This is a genomic window from Vibrio kasasachensis (assembly GCF_050337565.1).
Lineage (GTDB): Bacteria > Pseudomonadota > Gammaproteobacteria > Enterobacterales > Vibrionaceae > Vibrio > Vibrio kasasachensis.
On record NZ_JAKJTB010000011.1, the window covers coordinates 25,211 to 41,040 of the forward strand.

General features: G+C 41.5%; 19 protein-coding genes. 7 read left to right on the top strand and 12 right to left on the bottom strand.

Annotated elements, in window-relative coordinates; genetic code table 11:
• Nucleotides 1-259 precede the first annotated feature (259 nt).
• Nucleotides 260-409, top strand: coding sequence for a hypothetical protein (locus L4C38_RS07005; protein WP_428796820.1), 150 nt, complete (start codon nucleotides 260-262; stop codon nucleotides 407-409).
• Nucleotides 393-908, top strand: a complete 516-nt coding sequence (locus L4C38_RS07010; protein ID WP_428796821.1) for a type II toxin-antitoxin system YafO family toxin — start codon at nucleotides 393-395, stop codon at nucleotides 906-908. The genes L4C38_RS07005 and L4C38_RS07010 overlap by 17 nt, the downstream gene beginning before the upstream one ends.
• Before the next feature lie 25 nt (nucleotides 909-933).
• Here L4C38_RS07010 and L4C38_RS07015 read toward each other — a convergent pair whose 3' ends face one another.
• The 10 genes from L4C38_RS07015 to L4C38_RS07060 form a co-directional block, all read right to left on the bottom strand.
• Entirely contained in the window at nucleotides 934-1,170 is a 237-nt protein-coding gene (locus L4C38_RS07015; protein WP_428796822.1) for an Ogr/Delta-like zinc finger protein, read from the bottom strand.
• 48 nt (nucleotides 1,171-1,218) lie between these two features.
• Nucleotides 1,219-1,440, bottom strand: a complete 222-nt coding sequence (locus tag L4C38_RS07020; RefSeq protein WP_428796823.1) for a hypothetical protein — start codon at nucleotides 1,438-1,440, stop codon at nucleotides 1,219-1,221.
• Nucleotides 1,441-1,544: 104 nt separating this feature from the next.
• Nucleotides 1,545-3,632, bottom strand: a complete 2,088-nt coding sequence (locus tag L4C38_RS07025; protein WP_428796824.1) for a rolling circle replication-associated protein — start codon at nucleotides 3,630-3,632, stop codon at nucleotides 1,545-1,547.
• A complete protein-coding gene (locus tag L4C38_RS07030; protein ID WP_428796825.1) occupies nucleotides 3,629-3,862 on the bottom strand; it encodes a hypothetical protein in 234 nt (77 codons plus the stop codon). Before L4C38_RS07030 ends, L4C38_RS07025 begins: the two co-directional genes overlap by 4 nt.
• Entirely contained in the window at nucleotides 3,859-4,401 is a 543-nt protein-coding gene (locus tag L4C38_RS07035; RefSeq protein WP_428796826.1) for a class I SAM-dependent methyltransferase, read from the bottom strand. Before L4C38_RS07035 ends, L4C38_RS07030 begins: the two co-directional genes overlap by 4 nt.
• Nucleotides 4,398-4,850 carry a DUF3850 domain-containing protein gene (locus tag L4C38_RS07040; RefSeq protein WP_428796827.1) on the bottom strand — a complete coding sequence of 151 codons (453 nt, stop codon included), beginning with the start codon at nucleotides 4,848-4,850 and terminating at the stop codon, nucleotides 4,398-4,400. The genes L4C38_RS07035 and L4C38_RS07040 overlap by 4 nt, the downstream gene beginning before the upstream one ends.
• Nucleotides 4,847-5,410, bottom strand: a complete 564-nt coding sequence (locus L4C38_RS07045; protein WP_428796828.1) for a hypothetical protein — start codon at nucleotides 5,408-5,410, stop codon at nucleotides 4,847-4,849. Before L4C38_RS07045 ends, L4C38_RS07040 begins: the two co-directional genes overlap by 4 nt.
• A 67-nt stretch (nucleotides 5,411-5,477) precedes the next feature.
• A complete protein-coding gene (locus tag L4C38_RS07050) occupies nucleotides 5,478-5,813 on the bottom strand; it encodes a hypothetical protein (protein ID WP_428796829.1) in 336 nt (111 codons plus the stop codon).
• A 9-nt stretch (nucleotides 5,814-5,822) separates the two neighbouring features.
• Nucleotides 5,823-6,365: a phage regulatory CII family protein gene (locus tag L4C38_RS07055; protein ID WP_428796830.1), complete on the bottom strand. Its 543-nt coding sequence runs from the start codon at nucleotides 6,363-6,365 to the stop codon at nucleotides 5,823-5,825.
• A gap of 111 nt (nucleotides 6,366-6,476) precedes the next feature.
• Nucleotides 6,477-6,689, bottom strand: a complete 213-nt coding sequence (locus L4C38_RS07060; protein WP_005595400.1) for a hypothetical protein — start codon at nucleotides 6,687-6,689, stop codon at nucleotides 6,477-6,479.
• 91 nt (nucleotides 6,690-6,780) lie between these two features.
• Between L4C38_RS07060 and L4C38_RS07065 the strand changes: the two genes are divergently transcribed.
• Together L4C38_RS07065 and L4C38_RS07070 are read left to right on the top strand one after the other, a co-directional pair.
• The gene (locus L4C38_RS07065) at nucleotides 6,781-7,407 is read left to right on the top strand and encodes a phage repressor protein CI (RefSeq protein WP_428796831.1); all 627 of its coding nucleotides are present in this window, start codon (nucleotides 6,781-6,783) and stop codon (nucleotides 7,405-7,407) included.
• A gap of 64 nt (nucleotides 7,408-7,471) precedes the next feature.
• Nucleotides 7,472-9,049: a GmrSD restriction endonuclease domain-containing protein gene (locus L4C38_RS07070; protein WP_428796832.1), complete on the top strand. Its 1,578-nt coding sequence runs from the start codon at nucleotides 7,472-7,474 to the stop codon at nucleotides 9,047-9,049.
• 95 nt (nucleotides 9,050-9,144) lie between these two features.
• Here L4C38_RS07070 and L4C38_RS07075 read toward each other — a convergent pair whose 3' ends face one another.
• On the bottom strand, nucleotides 9,145-10,437 hold the full coding sequence (locus tag L4C38_RS07075; RefSeq protein WP_428796833.1) for a DNA cytosine methyltransferase: 1,293 nt from the start codon (nucleotides 10,435-10,437) through the stop codon (nucleotides 9,145-9,147).
• A gap of 86 nt (nucleotides 10,438-10,523) precedes the next feature.
• Here L4C38_RS07075 and L4C38_RS07080 point away from each other — a divergent pair, with 86 nt between their 5' ends.
• From L4C38_RS07080 to L4C38_RS07090, 3 genes are all read left to right on the top strand, one after another.
• Nucleotides 10,524-11,924, top strand: a complete 1,401-nt coding sequence (locus L4C38_RS07080; RefSeq protein ID WP_428796834.1) for an AAA family ATPase — start codon at nucleotides 10,524-10,526, stop codon at nucleotides 11,922-11,924.
• A gap of 9 nt (nucleotides 11,925-11,933) precedes the next feature.
• The gene (locus tag L4C38_RS07085; protein WP_428796835.1) at nucleotides 11,934-13,193 is read left to right on the top strand and encodes an LlaJI family restriction endonuclease; all 1,260 of its coding nucleotides are present in this window, start codon (nucleotides 11,934-11,936) and stop codon (nucleotides 13,191-13,193) included.
• A gap of 111 nt (nucleotides 13,194-13,304) precedes the next feature.
• Nucleotides 13,305-14,336, top strand: a complete 1,032-nt coding sequence (locus L4C38_RS07090; protein WP_428796836.1) for a phage integrase — start codon at nucleotides 13,305-13,307, stop codon at nucleotides 14,334-14,336.
• Between the two features lie 156 nt (nucleotides 14,337-14,492).
• Here the strand turns inward: L4C38_RS07090 and L4C38_RS07095 are convergent, their stop codons facing one another.
• The gene (locus tag L4C38_RS07095) at nucleotides 14,493-15,536 is read right to left on the bottom strand and encodes a GMP reductase (protein ID WP_428796837.1); all 1,044 of its coding nucleotides are present in this window, start codon (nucleotides 15,534-15,536) and stop codon (nucleotides 14,493-14,495) included.
• Between the last annotated feature and the right edge of the window lie 294 nt (nucleotides 15,537-15,830).

Genomic DNA, 15,830 nt, shown 5'->3' on the forward strand with positions numbered 1-15,830 from the left:
CTTGCGGATCGTTTTTTTGCGTTTTTACTTATAAAAATGATCGCGTGACAATTTTTTGCCAATTACCGGATTAACGAATACATAAGTGTGCGTATACAAACGCCCTCAAAGATTACCAACTATACTAATGGTAATACGAATGTGAACGATGGTTACCGATATCTAACGATATTAGTAGATTATTCAATCAAACTAAGTAAAATGTAACTTGTATCGCGTTGTCGACACATATCCGAAAGGGTGCCTTAAAGGAGAAACTATGAAAGATATTAAACGCCGTGAAGTGACAGTTCCGTTCAGCACAGAAGAGATGCGCAAAGCATTCACTCCGATAAGTGTTGCTCGTAAACGTCGTAACTTGGCTAAATTTTCAACTCCTATAGGAGAAAGAGGTGTCAAAAGAATCTAGCAATATTGTAGTTCACTACGACTCTAGTGAGCTCGACCCATTATCCCCGCAAGAAATATTCGTACTTAAAGAGTTTAAACAATACAAGATCGATAGTCTTTCTATATCTATCGATAATTTCGTTGCCCCAAATGAAGGCATTCAAGAAGTCTCCCCTTCTGTTCATTCGCTTTTCGGTCGCGATCGTGTATTCGAACATCCATCCCATCTAATCAATGATATCCATGCAGAGAACATTACACACGTTCACTATAATGATGGTACATGGATGCCAAGTATGAACCAATGGCACTGTACGAGTATGCTCGCAGTCGTATATTCAGGTTTCCAATACTCAGACCAATTTCATTTTGTCGTTCATGATCTCCTCTTAAATTCTGAAGACGACGATAATTTCGATGCTCATGATAGCTATAAAACCGAAGACCTAGAATACTACGTACAAAATGCTCAGTACCTGAGAGAACAAGTTGAAGCAGAATTAGATAATACCGATTAGGTGTATCTCTAATACGTAAACAAACTCAGACTGCGAACATATCCATTTGGTCAATGTCGCCTTTACATAGTTCAGGCTGCAGTTCTGGGTTTGGTTTATCACCATTTGGCTCGATGATTCGGTGAACGGAGGTATAGGTTACAAACACCGCTCCACAGTTTAGGTTTAAACACTGGCAGTAGGCTTCACGTGTTTCTTTGGTCATCGCTCTTGATGTAGCGATTCGAGATTTGCTTTCGCACTTAGGGCAAGTAATCAACATTCTACTCTTCCTCAAACATAATGTGAGTCCGAGCCCCTAGTGCTGAGGCTAAGACATCTTAAACATTGGACTATCTGTTTCAGCTGCCATCTCAATGATGGACTGAATCGCCTCTACCTTTCCCGCATCCAGTTTTCCCTGGTTATCAGCGATGACTAATCCCATTAGATAAACGCCAACTTGAGCACGGTTCTCACCAGTGGTGTTTAGCGCAATACCTTCAATAATCAGCTCTAGAGCTTGCTGAAAAAGCTGGTTTTTCTCTGCCATATCAATACCCTTACCATGAACAATGAAAATATACTGTATATCTATACAGGTTTCTAGTTCATATTCTCTTGATATCGATATCTGAGATATCTATCTACAAAGCTCTAATTCAACATCGGTTGGCACCGCCCTTCCAAGTAATCAGCCGTCAGGCTGAGCCAATAATTTACTTCGCTATCGTCCACTTCGTTCGGTTGAAGCGGATCATCTAAAACTGATTTCCAATACGCTTGGTTATCTTTAAATCGATAAAATTCATCATGATAAAAACTATCGGCATTGTTCTTTATATCACTCATATCCATATCGCGACATTGCAGAGACCAGCCACGAGCACCTGCAGCCCAAAGCATGAAATCATCCACTTTTTGTTTTGAGTCTTCCCCTTCGAAAGTAATACAGAAGCGGTTAATAGAACTCACATGAACTCCCCTATCTTTAACTGTTTGGTTCAGCTTTTCTGCTTGCTTCTCTAGCCTGATAATTCGGTGATACAAACGGTTTTGATAGTCTTGGGGTTTATTCTGATTCTTAGCAATCGACTTCGCTTTAATGGTTTGTGCCTTAGCCGCCTGCAGCTTTCCTATTTGTCGTTTTATGGGTTTCTTCCATTGCTCAAGCTTGTAGCCAAGTTCTTTGATGATGGCTGTCATATTCCCCACTTCGAATGAAGCGAGAGTTTCCCAAGCTGGCGCACGAGAACACTTCGCAATGTTATAGCGATTACCTTTAATTAACCCTTGGTCTGCGTTCGCACCTTTCGCGGCATAACCCACAGCTTTGATGATGTAAGAACCGGCTGCTTTCGGCTTTTTGATTCGCTCCAACTTAGCAAACCCATGCCCCCATATTTTTTCCAGACGCTTAGCCCAAGCACTAAACAAATGCTCTGGTACTGACCATCTCAATAAAATATGTACGTGAGGATTAGGTTCACCGTCTTCATTGGCGGGACACTCAGCCACCCAAATGTAATGAAAATCCGCGGGCGTTTGCGTTGGGCCAAACTCACTAGGCTTCACGTACTTCGCTACTTTCTCTTTTTCCAAATCGCAATACTTCTGACCTGAGTCTTGGTCCAATTTCACAGTATGATCAGCCGTCCATCCCCGCTGGTACATTTTCTTTGCTGCGTCTATAAACCTCGATACTTCATTGCCAATCGTGGTTTCGAGAGTCTTCTCCATCGTAAACTCTTGCTCAGGCTTTTGTTTCAAATCGCAGTATGGTCCTGCAATCACATCACCACGATTCATGACTCTAGGGCGTGGGTTATCTTTACTCGGCACCGTCCAGTATTCACCACCGATATCAGTGATTGGATGCCAAGTTTTCTTTTCATTCCTTTTCGGGTGAACGGTTACCATGTTTCTCTTGTAAACAATCGGATGGTTAGCGCCCATCGAACGGCACTCTTCTGCGTCAAGCATTCCGCCAAACATTGCTAGGCGCTGCGCTTTGGTAAACGTCAACGTAAGGAACGTTGAAAAACCACCATGGCAAGCTGCGGTATAAGCCCCGGCTTCAAAAATTTTGCTTACAGAGCGTGAAGTCAATTTCTCTGAGTAACGTTCGCCAACATTCGCAGCTGGCGCAGCGCTTGAAGGAATTTCAGTTACAACCTGGAACTTATATGTCTCGTTCCACGAACGGTGCATTAACTGCATCGAAACTGGCGGTCGCTTAGTTTCACCTCTCGCACGTCTACCATTCTCATTCAAAATTGCGGGTGCAGCGCGCTCTGCTGCTTTGTACAGCAAATGATGATTAAAGTAAGCCTCCGTTGAGGCGTAAACGGTTCTAGGGCGCAGAACCTTATTGAGCGTCATAACCTTACGGATTTGACGCTCTCTTCTGACGCGAAAGTCCTCTGTCGGACTTTTGCGCCCTTTGACTAGCCTATTGTCTTCGGCGATTCTCGCCGCCGCTTCGCGGATGTGTTTTGTACGAAAATTCTTCCCTTTGTAATAATTAGTTCGAGCTTCAAGATCACTTTCTCGTTTTGATTTTCGATTGGAAACTCGGTCATAGACGGGGATTTTCTTCACCAAGCCACTATCTAAAAGTGCTTGCTCTTGGTCTGAGTAAATTTTGGAACCTAAAAAACCAGCGTTATAGCTGGCATCATTTCGTTTAACTCTGTCGAGGGGCATTACAACCCCTGCGACATAGAAGAGATCGGATGGCTTCATTCCTTAGGTATTCCTAACTTGTTCTTAGCAAATTCAATGAATCGTTTTTGCCAATCTGGCTTATCAAGAAAGCAATCCAATTCATCTAAGCGAATAGTCATAGTGACTCCCCATCCTTCTGGACCCGCAAAATAAGCAACGGCACACTTTTCATAGGTTTGGGTTCTGCCTTCAAAGATGTCGATTCGTTCTTTATCGATCGTTAGTGAGGTCATCTTCTTCTGATTCATGCTGCTACCTCATGACCTATTGATACTATATGGCTTAACCCTTGAGGGATGTCGAAGCGGTTGCCGTTATCCCAAATGAACCAAGCGTATTCACATGAATCTGAACCACCGCCGACAAAGCGGGGGCGTGGAACAATGATTGGACACTTTGGCGGAAATCCAATTTCAAACCAGAAAGGAAGACGCTTCTTAGAGCCCAAGTAATTTACACGCTGTAGGTATGCCATTGTCCCGTTCGGAGCTAACTCGCTAATGCTTTTGCGAATAAACTCCTCCGTTAGTGAAAACGGTGGATTCGTGATGATCACGTCTTGGGTACCGAAATCAGTTGTTAGGTAATCAATACCCATTTCAATTTCAGCGGCTGACTTTTGGTTGGCTGGTAAATCAATCTTTTCGAAGATCGCACCTGTACCGTAACAAGGTTCTAAAAACCTGTCGGTAGGGCGAAGCGTTAACTTCGCCAACAGGGCATCCACGACTTCTGATGGTGTTGGGTAAAGTTCGCGTGGTTGTACTTTTCCGTTGGTAGAGCTCATTCTGAATCCTCCCCAATCGAGCCTAGAAACTCATTGGCGATTTCAATGAACTCTCTACCACCATCAACCGTCATTTGTGAGTCTTTAATCATGTGACCAGATGCGCGCATGATGTCATGCCCCGCTTCGATGCAATCGCAAGTTTCTTGTAAGCAATCACGCAAATAGCCAATCAACGCAATAGCAGATTTACTGGTACCATTTCGCAGTGACAACACACACCAACCGTCAGCAATACCAAACTGACCACCGTGTAAAACGTGGCTAATCTGAATATTCATTTCTTGCCCGGTGTATTCGCCGTTTTCTTCAATTTCACGGAGGTTTAAACAATCACCGGCTTGATAGTCACGATCATTGATTCGAACTTCATGCAGCTTTCGTCCTGCTAGGACTTCGGTGAAGTGCTCGGATAGAATTTTCAGCTCATGCAGTTTTATCGTGCTCATGCTTCCACCTCTGCTTTTGCTTCGGCTTCTTCACGGGCTTCGATGATCAGCTCAGTTAACTGGCTTTCGATTGAAAGAAGTTTTTCCAATGCTTCGTTATCAGCTAGAAAAACAAGCTCTTGTATTAAAGGCTTGATACAAGGATTAGATATGTAGTCTTGGGAAACTCCGTACACATTTACGCCGAACTGGTTAATATGAGGCGCAAATTCTGTAAACACATGAATCACATCTGTATTCGCCATAGCCAAAACATTGATGGCGTGAACGATGTCGAAGATTTCACGCTGCTTGAAGTTATCCGCTAACTCTTCGGCTAGAACCTCAAACGAGGCTGACTCCATCGTTTGGGCTAATTGCGTTGCCGATGCCCCTTCAGTTTCATTCGGTGTTAACAGAAATGACTTAGGTAACAAGTTACTCAGTGCAAAAGATAGGCGACGATTTTGCTCCACCATCACTTCATTGAATGTTTGAGATTTCGTTAGATTCTCTTTCGATTCTTCCAACACGCTTTCAGCTTGCGCTAAAACCTTTTTGACTTGTTCTAGTTCACTCATAGTATCCACTCCCCAAAATTAAGATAAATTGAATCGCCCCATCACTGAAACGAGGACTTCCTTGTACTTAACTAACTTTGCAAATATCCGAATGCTTGAGGCGACGAACGTCACCCAGTTTGCGTTCAAAGAGATGCGTCATTTCTTTTAAAAGCAGTAACCCAGAGCGAATTTTTTGCAGCTCTAGATCATCAAATGAATTGAATTCGCGGCGGTAGTCTTTAGGAGGCATACCCCCTGCGATAAGAATCAAGCCACGATTGCGATCGCTCATTTCGTCATACATCTTGCGGAGCTTTTGGCGCTTTACGCCTTTATCAAAAAGCGACTTACACGCAGCAATGCTTTCATGTGCACTTACTACTTGTGGTTGAGATTCTTGTTTATTAGCTAACTGACTCATGACGACTCCTCAAGTTAAACCAGGAATAGGTGCGCCGTTGGCGAAGAAGTCAGATCCCATTTGCATGAGTGGCTGAATACCTGTTGTTCGGCGTTCTAAATCGTTAATGAGCAAAACGAGATTGCCCAAGGCAGATTGAGCCCTTGCGAGGGTTTTTCGTTTTACCGAGCGAGGAAGCCGCTCTGTTGTATGCATGTCTAATGCGTCTTGAGAAATTTCACCCGACAGAACCGAGTTAAATAGCACTCGCTCTAAGAAGTTTTTGTCTTCTTTAGAATCTGGGATTGGCACAGTTACTACACCAAGATCAGCCATAAGCGTATTCAAGATGGTGAAGTCACCTGACTCTTTGCACAGAAGCGCCAAATCTACTGGGTCTAGCTTGTGCGGTTGCTCAGGGTTGAGTTTGTTTCTCAACATGGTGCCGCTTTTAATCCCAATTCGAGACGCTAACTTTTCCATGTTGTGGTTAAGAGCGAAGTCGCTACAAACAGCGTTGTATTGAACCTGTTTGTGAGTGCGCAATTCGCACATTGAGCCATTTTCTTCCATAGCTAATACTCAAATGCATACAAACGGTACGAAAACGAAACCCCAACCCACTACATTGAGCCACAACGGACAATGTTCTTTAGTTGGAATCAAGGAAGATAAGCACATGACCTACCCCATTCTTTCCATCGTTTCGCGTGTTGCTAGCTCTAGCAAAGCAACCATGTTGATCATCGGTGTTTCTTTCGGTTTTGATTTGCGTTTGATAGGTAAACGACCATCTGATACCCAGTCGATAATGGTTCGCTTAGGCATACCGGAGAATTGAGAGTATTGGTCGTACGTCATGAAAGGCGTATTTAGGACTACTTGATATGAGAGCATAGTGATATCCTGTTAAGTCATTGAATGTTTTATACCGGAATGATTAGTTGCACCTCATCATTCACCCAACAAGGCGAATAATAGATCGTATATGAGTGATTATCAAGACTTAGATCGCCCAATTGAGTATTTAAAAGGGCGTGAAGTAACTGAAAAATTGAAGGAGATCACTAAATCACGTGATTTCTTGTCACTTGCCGAAGTGCTTGGTGTTCCAAAATCAACTGTCTCAACTTGGCACCAACGTAAATTAACGCCTTATGAAATCATTTTGAGAACCCACTTACGTACTGGAGCATCTGTTGCATATATGGCATTGGGTGAAGGTAAGCCATTTCCTGACCAAAACACTCATATGAGTAATTCAAGCAGTGATAACTCCAGCAGCACTATTGATATTGATTATTTTGAGCTTTCTAACGGCAAACTCGTAGACAATGAAACGCTGGTTTTTGATCAGAACTATCTAGATAAGCTTGGTACTTCAAGCGTTATCGCAATCGACAATGACCATACGACATACATAGTCGACAAAGACATACATCAAGCAGTAAGTGGCACATACCTAGTTGATATGGATGGTCTACTCTCGCTAAACCAAATCCAGCGTTTACCAGGCAAGAAGCTGGCGATCAGCTTTAATGGCTCAACGCTTACCGTCGAAGAAGATGAAGTGAAGGTTGTAGGTAGAGTTGCGTTGGTGATGGAGAAGAAGTAGATCCATATAGATACATTATTCTAAATAATTTCTAATATAATAAATTCAGTTGTAAGGATTACATATGGCTGCTAAATCAAACTTCGTAAACTTGGATGCGATGATAAAACGGGCTGACTTTGCCCACACACAAGATGAAGCGTCTTCATTTGAAACTTTTAATAGTATACCTGCCCGTGAATTAGCATCTGGTAGCCCGATTGTTGCTTTGTTGAGAAAACCAGACTTTCAAAGGGAGACAAATCACTGGACCCCAGAACAAGTAGTTTCATTGCTTGAATGTTATATTAATGGCGACTTAATTCCATCAGTTATATTGTGGATGTCGCCATCATTTTTATTCGTAATTGATGGCGGACATAGGCTGAGTGTAATTAGAGCTTGGATGGAAGATGATTATGGCGATGGCCAAATATCTCACAAGTTATTTGGTCACAATATTTCAAACGAACAAAAAAAAGCAGCTGAAAAGACTCGAAAGCTTGTAAAAGAAAGAATAGGGACTTGGACTTATTACAAAAGTTTATTGAGTGATAATGATAACGATGACATAACAGCTAAACAACGGAAAATATTGGCCACCCTCACAGCAAGGGGCTTACAAGTGCAGTGGGTTAAAGGCGATACGGATAAAGCTGAGGCTTCCTTTTTCAACATAAATATGAAAGGGACTCCTTTAGATGGTATTGAAGAGCTATTACTACGAAATAGGAAAAAGCCTGTACCGATAGCAGCTAGAGCCGTCATCAGAGCAGGTAAGGGGCACCGGTACTGGTCATCGTTTGAAGAAAGTAACGCTGAAAAGATTGAAAGTATGTCTTTAAAGTTACATCAATTACTATTTGATCCTGAAATTAAGAAGCCAGTAAAAACTTTGGATCTACCACTAAGTGGCTCTAAAGGCATAAGAACAGCCATACAAATACTGATTGAATTCATCTTGATCTCAGATACTAAACAACAATCAGTTCGTAAAAAAATTGATAAATATGAAGATGATACCGATGGAAGCAAAACTATCGAAGTTCTCAGCAATGCGATCAGATTAGCATCTCGTATAACAGGAAATGATAGAGGTAGTCTTGGTCTGCACCCAGCAATCTACTTTTATGGTCCAACGGGCAGACACTCTAGTATGATGTTCCTAGGTGCTATATCTTTATTCAGTGACAAACTTGCTAATAATAACAAAGACTTCTTTTACAAGTTCACAGAAGTACGAGCAACTTTAGAAGACATACTAATTGAGCATAAAGACCTAATTGCAACGATTATTCATAAGCATATAAGTCACAAGCGAGCTAAAATATTCCAAGATCTGCTAGAAGAAAGCATTAATGCACTATCAGAAGGCAGACTCATTTCCCAAGAGACTCTGATTAAATTTGCTAAGCTAGATGGAAAATTAATCACGGGTGTGATAGAGAATAATAAATCAAAAATTTCGGATGATCAGAAAAGTAAATTATTTATTAATGTTGCATTAAAAAATGCAATTAAGTGCCCTGAATGCTCTGGTTTTCTCGATATAGATAAATCAGTATCGTATGACCACATCCTCAGAGTAAGGGATGGCGGAAATGGTAGTGCTGAAAACATTCAGTTAACACACCCTTTCTGTAATCAATCAGTAAAGCAATAAGTAATGTTTAATATGAAATGATTTACCAGAATTCATTCAACTAAAATGGTAGCTACTTGATATTTATTTTTGCGGCTACCATTCTTATCTACAATTTAAGACTCCGTATTCTTAGTCATAGTTCTAACAACTTCATGCGCCAATGCCTCAATGACTGTCATACAAACAGAATTACCAAATTGCTTGTAAATCTGCCCATGTGATACCGCATCAACGATAAAATCTTTAGGGAACCCCTGTAAGTTAGCACACTCTCTAGGCGTCAATTTGCGTGGGTTTTTTCCTTCACCTTGATCAATTAATATTTCAGAACCATCTTTGTAATATCTCGCACTAATTGTATTGGTGTAAGAATCTTCTGGTTTGAATAGCGAGTAACCAAAACCATTGCCTTTGGTTTTATGGTCTTCTTTACGCTTCTTATGCCCTGCCCAAAGTTTATCCGAAATCGTGTATTTATCTTCAAGTTTAGCGAAGTCTTCAGGCTTCAAAAGAATGCTTTTTACCTTCGTTTCATCTTTACTACCAACTGGCCAAGTAAAAATATCTTCAAGTTTAAGTGATGATTCCATACCAAAGTGATCTCTGTCGAAACCAACTATAAATACTCGTTCACGGTTCTGAGGAATGCCAAAGTCACCTGCACGTAAAACTTTTACATCAACACAGTAATTTAGCTTTTGAGACAGAGCATGGCGAGCCTCTTCACTCATAGGCACGTCTTCAGGGATTTCTTGCTCAAATTCGCCACGTAAAATAGAAAGAATTGTTTTTAGCGTTTCGCCTTTGTTATGCCCTTGAAGCTGCTTAACGTTTTCAAGCAAGAATGCTTTTGGTCGCTTCTCAGCAAGAATACGTTGAATCTCAAAAAACATTGTTCCACGAGTATCACTAAACCCCTGTCTCAAGCCAGCTTGAGAGAATGCTTGGCAAGGAAAGCCACCAAGTAAAACATCATGTGGAGGGATATCGTCTGCGGAAATTTTGGTAATATCACCATGTGGCATTTCCCCATAATTGTGAAGATAGGTTTTCTGAGCGAACTTGTCCCATTCAGAGGTGAATTCACAATAACCGCCTAATTCTTGGAATGGTAATCTAATACCACCGATACCTGCGAACAAGTCAATAAATGTAAATTCACAATCCTTTCTATCTTTCTTTCTAAAAGGGGCTTTTTCGAGACGTTCATCAAGTTCAGCTTTCAAGTTTTCTATAGCTTCCAGCTTTGCTTTTGTTGGTTGATGATCTCCACGCTCCCAACCTCTGACTGTTCTTTCACCAGTTGATGACATACCTAGCAAATTTGCGAACTCCGTAAGTTCTAACCCAAGGTTTTTACGAGTATTTTTGATATATTCAGAGGTTGATTCAATCACAACAGTCATTTAATTACACAGCTTATCCGGTTTTAGTCCCGGCGATAGTAACACTGTGTATCTAAACAGGCAAATAATTAAAAATAGGCTTAATAATGAGAATTGATGAATTTATTGAAAAGTGTACGGAACTTCAAAGCACAACAGAACTAGCCTATCGTTCTGCATCCCCTGCTTTCAAACTTTCAAACAGTAATGGCAAGCAATTTTCAATCACCGTTGAAGAAGCAACTCAAGCCCTAAAAGATCTCAGAGACAATTTAGAACAGCTACTTCCTCATACTCATTACGTTGAAGCTACTTGGCGTGGGTTATTTTCTCGCATATTGACCCATGATGTAACACATGCTTTGTGTACCGTACAAACTTTACCTTTGTTCATAGCTCTAAATAAAATAATTGTAGCTGCCAATGACTTAGATGATTATCAAGACAAAGATATCCAAATATCTGAAGAATACTTTGATAACGCAATTGATTACTTAGAAACGCAATTGCTTGGGCGCGATATATATCTAGATGCAATCGAGCCATCAAACGCACATATCACTACTGGCATCAACAAAATCTACTACGGCGCACCAGGCACAGGGAAAAGCTATACCATCGATCAAAAAACAAATGTAGTGGATACGTTCCGCACAGTTTTTCACCCAGATACACAATACAGTGATTTTATTGGGAGCCTAAAACCAGCAATGGTAGGCAGAGATATTAACTACTCGTTTCGCCCTGGTAGTTTTACTGATGCAATCGTCCACGCAGTAACACATCCCGAGGCAAAATGTACTTTAGTGATTGAGGAGATAAACCGAGCAGCAGCAGCTGCTGCCTTTGGCGAGATCTTCCAATTACTTGATCGTGATATCACACGTAAAAGTAAGTATCCAATACATGTATCTGACCCAGATTGGCTTGCATACTTAAATAGTAAAACAAATAACTTCTTTGCCGATGGTAAGCTATACATTCCATCGAATTTGTCGTTGCTTGCAACCATGAACAGTAGTGATCAAGCAGTAATGCCATTAGATACGGCTTTTAAGCGTCGGTGGTTGTTTGAATATCTGCCACTGGATTACGATAATGCAGCTGACGGTACTTTACCTCTACCACTTGAAACACCAACTGGTGACGTAGAAGTGAAACTCGTCAAATGGAGTCATTTCGCTAAAACTATTAACGAAGCATTAGCAGAAGATCATATACCCGAAGATAAATTATTAGGTCATCGCTTCCTTGATAGTTCGGAACTAAATGACAATGGAGCCAGTGCCCTCAAAGGAAAGCTCTTTATGTACCTGTGGGACGACGTTCTCCGCCATGGTCAGCGCGGAGCAGTCTTCGCTGAATATATCGACGAAGGCAGCGACCAAGTTGAGCTAACCACATATGGTCAGCTAATAAAAGCTTACGATGCTAAGAACAACGTTCTTAGAGACAGTATTTCCGAAAAATTGTATCAGCTTACTTTGGCACACGAAGAACGAGCATAAAGGCAACCTATGAAGTTATGCTTAACTCTACATAATGATAGAGCTCCGCTTAGAACTCTCAGCAAGGAATTGCAAATAGAGTTAAAAAAAAGGGGCTTGGTTACCGTGGGCGGTAAAAATGTTTCTTTCTGTGGATTAACCTATTCAGACGGAAATCTAAACTGTTTTTTGCCTAGGGCTACTTCCATTTCTATCGCTGAGCAAGAGGGGAAAATTTTACTGGCATCAGAAATGATGGCTGCGGTTCATCGATATTCGACAACAAAGAACAACCAAGTTAACGCAAACGACGAAGGCAGCGACTTCTCTGGTTTGAATCGATTGAGTGCAATCATATGGCTACTGAATGATTTTCGAATCAACGGGCTATTTTGCAAGCGTAAGCAAAGAAAGGTTGTAAATAGTGGCAAAGCAAATTGGAAAAAAACTATTAGCAGACGGACTGCTTTCTTAAGCAACAGTGCTCCAGTTTACTTAGATATAGACGGTGAGTTAAGTTATAGATTTATTGGTGATGAGATCTCTAGAATACATGCAGATGTCATCCGAATATTAGGTGACCAATTCAGTTGGCTTATTTCCCCAAAAAAATCTCATATCTCAAGTTCACTTCAAGGCATTCCTAAACCATCAGGAAAAATACAGGCTCAAATTGCACATTTAAAAGCTCAACGTCATTCACATTATGCGACCCGTGATATAGAACTTATTAACCATTTAATCGCTTTTCTAGAAGAAATTAGAGGACAGGATAACAATAATTTTGTTATGGGAATGAAGCACTTTCATGGCATGTGGGAGGCTATGCTTCATGAGACTTTAAATTGGACAGTAAAAGTTAATCATCAATTGCCAATCCCAGCTTATAAATTAACTGACGGAAGCATAGTTGAAGCACCATCGAAAGGACAAAGAACTGACATAGTGCTACGAAAACCAGGCACAGACCACTTCGCAGTTGCGGATGCAAAGTACTACGAAACAAGAAAGAGTTCCAAAAATGCTCCAGGCTGGTCCGACCTAGTGAAACAGTTTTTTTATGCCAAAGCACTCGGAATTTATAGTGAATCAGCGCAAGTAAGCAATGCGTTCATTTTTCCAGGTGAAAATGGAGTTGTCGCTAGCGCTCACATGAAAAACCGTCAAACAGGCAAACTTGAAGACACTGAATACCCTGCTATTAAATGCTTATATACTTGCCCGATACAAGTAATTCAGCACTACATCAAAGGAAAAAAACTCACTCAACTCAGTGAAGAATTATTTTAAAAAAGCATCAAACCACTGAAATAAAGCATGTTCTTTTGGTTCTATTTAAAACATTGTTACTCGTTATACCGCGAATTATACTGTCCATATATACAGTCTATCGAGTTCTATATGTCTACCCGAAACTTAAAAGACGGTTCACCCAAACCTTGGGTTTGTGATTGCTACCCAAGCGGGCGCAGTGGAAAACGTATCCGTAAACGCTTTGCGACCAAAGGTGAAGCTGTCGCATTTGAAAAGTTCACCATGAAGGAGTTGGACGAAAAGCCATGGTTAGGCGCAAAGAGTGATTACCGACGGCTCTCTGATGTGATTGATGTTTGGTATCGGCACTATGGAAGAACGCTAGTTAATGGCGATGTAATCTATCAGAAGTTCAAACTGATGGTTGAAGCCATGAACAACCCTATTGCCACTTTGTTTACCGCAAAGATGTATGGCGAGTTCCGCAGCCTTCGAATGGCAGGACAAATTAACTTTGTCGATAACCGCTGGCAGAAAGGTGCGCCAAGCGTATCAACGTTAAATTCTGAACTGGCGAGATTTAAAGCGGTGTTCAGCAAGTTGAAAGAACTGGGTGAATGGGACTTGCCGCATCCACTTGAAGAGTTGAAACCATTTAGAGAAGCTGAACGCGAGATGGCATTCATTCCTAAAGAGAAGCTTCCTCAACTCATTGAGTTAGTTACCCAACATAATCGCAGTGATATGTTGAAGATAGTCAAGATATGCCTTGCAACAGGCGCACGATGGAACGAAGCAGCGCAGTTACGCGGTAGCCAGCTGAGCAAGTATAAAATCACTTATACCAATACCAAGACAAAGAAAAACCGCACCGTCCCAATATCCAATGCGCTTTATGAAGAAATATACAAACCTAACTCTGGAAAGCTGTTTGAAGAGTGCTATACGCCCTTCTGCTACATTCTTAAGAATAAACTAGGCATCTACCTTCCTAAAGGACAAGCATCGCATGTGCTTCGCCATACGTTTGCCAGCCACTTCATGATGAATGGCGGTAATATTTTGGTATTGCGTGATGTGCTTGGGCATGCCGACATTTCAATGACGATGCGGTATGCGCATTTCGCTCCCGATCACTTAGCAGAGACCATTGAAAAGAATCCCCTCGCCTTTCTATAAATGCATATATTCGAATAGACATGCACTTTTCACCATTTGAACAAAATAAAAGTGCCTCAGGTGTAGACACTTTGTAGACACTTTCCAAATTTCAGGCAAAAAAAGAGCCGCAAAAAGCGGCTCTCAATTATTCGAATTTTCCGAAACTTTCTAGTTTCACTCTTTACCGTATACGTTGTTTTCTTGCTCTGCCACGCGGATAAATGTCGTGCGCTTTGTTAGCTCTTTAAGCTTTGCTGCGCCTACATATGTACACGTTGAGCGTACGCCGCCAAGGATGTCTGAAATGGTGTCATGCACGCTGCCACGGAATGGCAATAGCACGGTTTTTCCTTCAGCGGCACGGTATTTTGCAACGCCGCCAGAGTGCTTCGCCATTGCTGACTGTGAAGACATTCCGTAGAATTTCATGAAAGACTTACCGTCTTGTTCAATCACTTCACCGCCTGACTCTTCATGACCCGCTAGCATTCCGCCTAGCATGACAAAATCAGCACCGCCACCAAAGGCTTTTGATACATCACCAGCGCAAGAGCAACCACCATCACCGATGATCATGCCACCTAAGCCGTGCGCTGCATCACCACATTCAATGATTGCTGAAAGTTGCGGGTAACCCACACCAGTTTTAACGCGAGTTGTACACACGGAACCCGGACCAATACCAACTTTAACGATATCCGCACCAGCAAGAATAAGCTCTTCACACATGTCGCCAGTCACTACGTTACCAGCTGAGATTACTTTGTCAGGAAACTCTGCACGCACTCTCTGTACGTACTCGACTAAATGCTCTGAATATCCGTTAGCAATATCAACACAGATAAAGATCAGCTCGTCGCTAAAAGCCATTATTTGCTTAGTCTTTTCGAAGTCAGCTTCTGAGGTACCAGTAGAAACCATAACGTTGTTCAATACTGACTTATCGGCACCTTTTACAAACTCAGACCAATCATCCACTGTGTAGTGTTTGTGAACAGCAGTCATTACACCATGCTCAGCTAGGGCTTTTGCCATAGCAAAGCTACCCACAGAGTCCATATTCGCAGCAATGACAGGCACACCAGACCATTGACGACCACTATGCTTGAATGTAAAATCGCGGGTTAAATTTACTTGAGAACGACTTTTTAGTGTTGAACGCTTCGGGCGAAACAGTACATCTTTGAAGCCTAACTTAAGTTCTTGTTCGATACGCATTGTGTAATTCCTTGATTCATATAGCTATGTGTCACAGCAGAGTGCGTTAGTAATTAGGTTTGCAGACGTAATTACTATTTGTCGGACACAAAAAAACCGGAGCGTTTGCAGACGCTCCGGTTTTCAGCATTATAGGTTGTGATTTCTTTATCGCAAGTCTGATAATTCTATTTTTTTTGTGATACAGTTGGGTTCTCTTGCATATCCAGCAAAATCAAATCTCCCTCCAAATACCATAACTTTTTATTTTTCATTGAGTTAACATCGTTTTTAGCAAACCTTTGCGTAAGCGTT

Excerpts from the sequence above, each read along its gene's own strand:
- L4C38_RS07005 (WP_428796820.1), top strand. The coding sequence starts at position 260 with ATGAAAGATATTAAACGCCGTGAAGTGACAGTTCCGTTCAGCACAGAA.
- L4C38_RS07015 (WP_428796822.1), bottom strand. The coding sequence starts at position 1,170 with ATGTTGATTACTTGCCCTAAGTGCGAAAGCAAATCTCGAATCGCTACA.
- L4C38_RS07020 (WP_428796823.1), bottom strand. The coding sequence starts at position 1,440 with ATGGCAGAGAAAAACCAGCTTTTTCAGCAAGCTCTAGAGCTGATTATT.
- L4C38_RS07025 (WP_428796824.1), bottom strand. The coding sequence starts at position 3,632 with ATGAAGCCATCCGATCTCTTCTATGTCGCAGGGGTTGTAATGCCCCTC.
- L4C38_RS07030 (WP_428796825.1), bottom strand. The coding sequence starts at position 3,862 with ATGAATCAGAAGAAGATGACCTCACTAACGATCGATAAAGAACGAATC.
- L4C38_RS07035 (WP_428796826.1), bottom strand. The coding sequence starts at position 4,401 with ATGAGCTCTACCAACGGAAAAGTACAACCACGCGAACTTTACCCAACA.
- L4C38_RS07040 (WP_428796827.1), bottom strand. The coding sequence starts at position 4,850 with ATGAGCACGATAAAACTGCATGAGCTGAAAATTCTATCCGAGCACTTC.
- L4C38_RS07045 (WP_428796828.1), bottom strand. The coding sequence starts at position 5,410 with ATGAGTGAACTAGAACAAGTCAAAAAGGTTTTAGCGCAAGCTGAAAGC.
- L4C38_RS07050 (WP_428796829.1), bottom strand. The coding sequence starts at position 5,813 with ATGAGTCAGTTAGCTAATAAACAAGAATCTCAACCACAAGTAGTAAGT.
- L4C38_RS07055 (WP_428796830.1), bottom strand. The coding sequence starts at position 6,365 with ATGGAAGAAAATGGCTCAATGTGCGAATTGCGCACTCACAAACAGGTT.
- L4C38_RS07060 (WP_005595400.1), bottom strand. The coding sequence starts at position 6,689 with ATGCTCTCATATCAAGTAGTCCTAAATACGCCTTTCATGACGTACGAC.
- L4C38_RS07065 (WP_428796831.1), top strand. The coding sequence starts at position 6,781 with ATGAGTGATTATCAAGACTTAGATCGCCCAATTGAGTATTTAAAAGGG.
- L4C38_RS07070 (WP_428796832.1), top strand. The coding sequence starts at position 7,472 with ATGGCTGCTAAATCAAACTTCGTAAACTTGGATGCGATGATAAAACGG.
- L4C38_RS07075 (WP_428796833.1), bottom strand. The coding sequence starts at position 10,437 with ATGACTGTTGTGATTGAATCAACCTCTGAATATATCAAAAATACTCGT.
- L4C38_RS07080 (WP_428796834.1), top strand. The coding sequence starts at position 10,524 with ATGAGAATTGATGAATTTATTGAAAAGTGTACGGAACTTCAAAGCACA.
- L4C38_RS07085 (WP_428796835.1), top strand. The coding sequence starts at position 11,934 with ATGAAGTTATGCTTAACTCTACATAATGATAGAGCTCCGCTTAGAACT.
- L4C38_RS07090 (WP_428796836.1), top strand. The coding sequence starts at position 13,305 with ATGTCTACCCGAAACTTAAAAGACGGTTCACCCAAACCTTGGGTTTGT.
- L4C38_RS07095 (WP_428796837.1), bottom strand. The coding sequence starts at position 15,536 with ATGCGTATCGAACAAGAACTTAAGTTAGGCTTCAAAGATGTACTGTTT.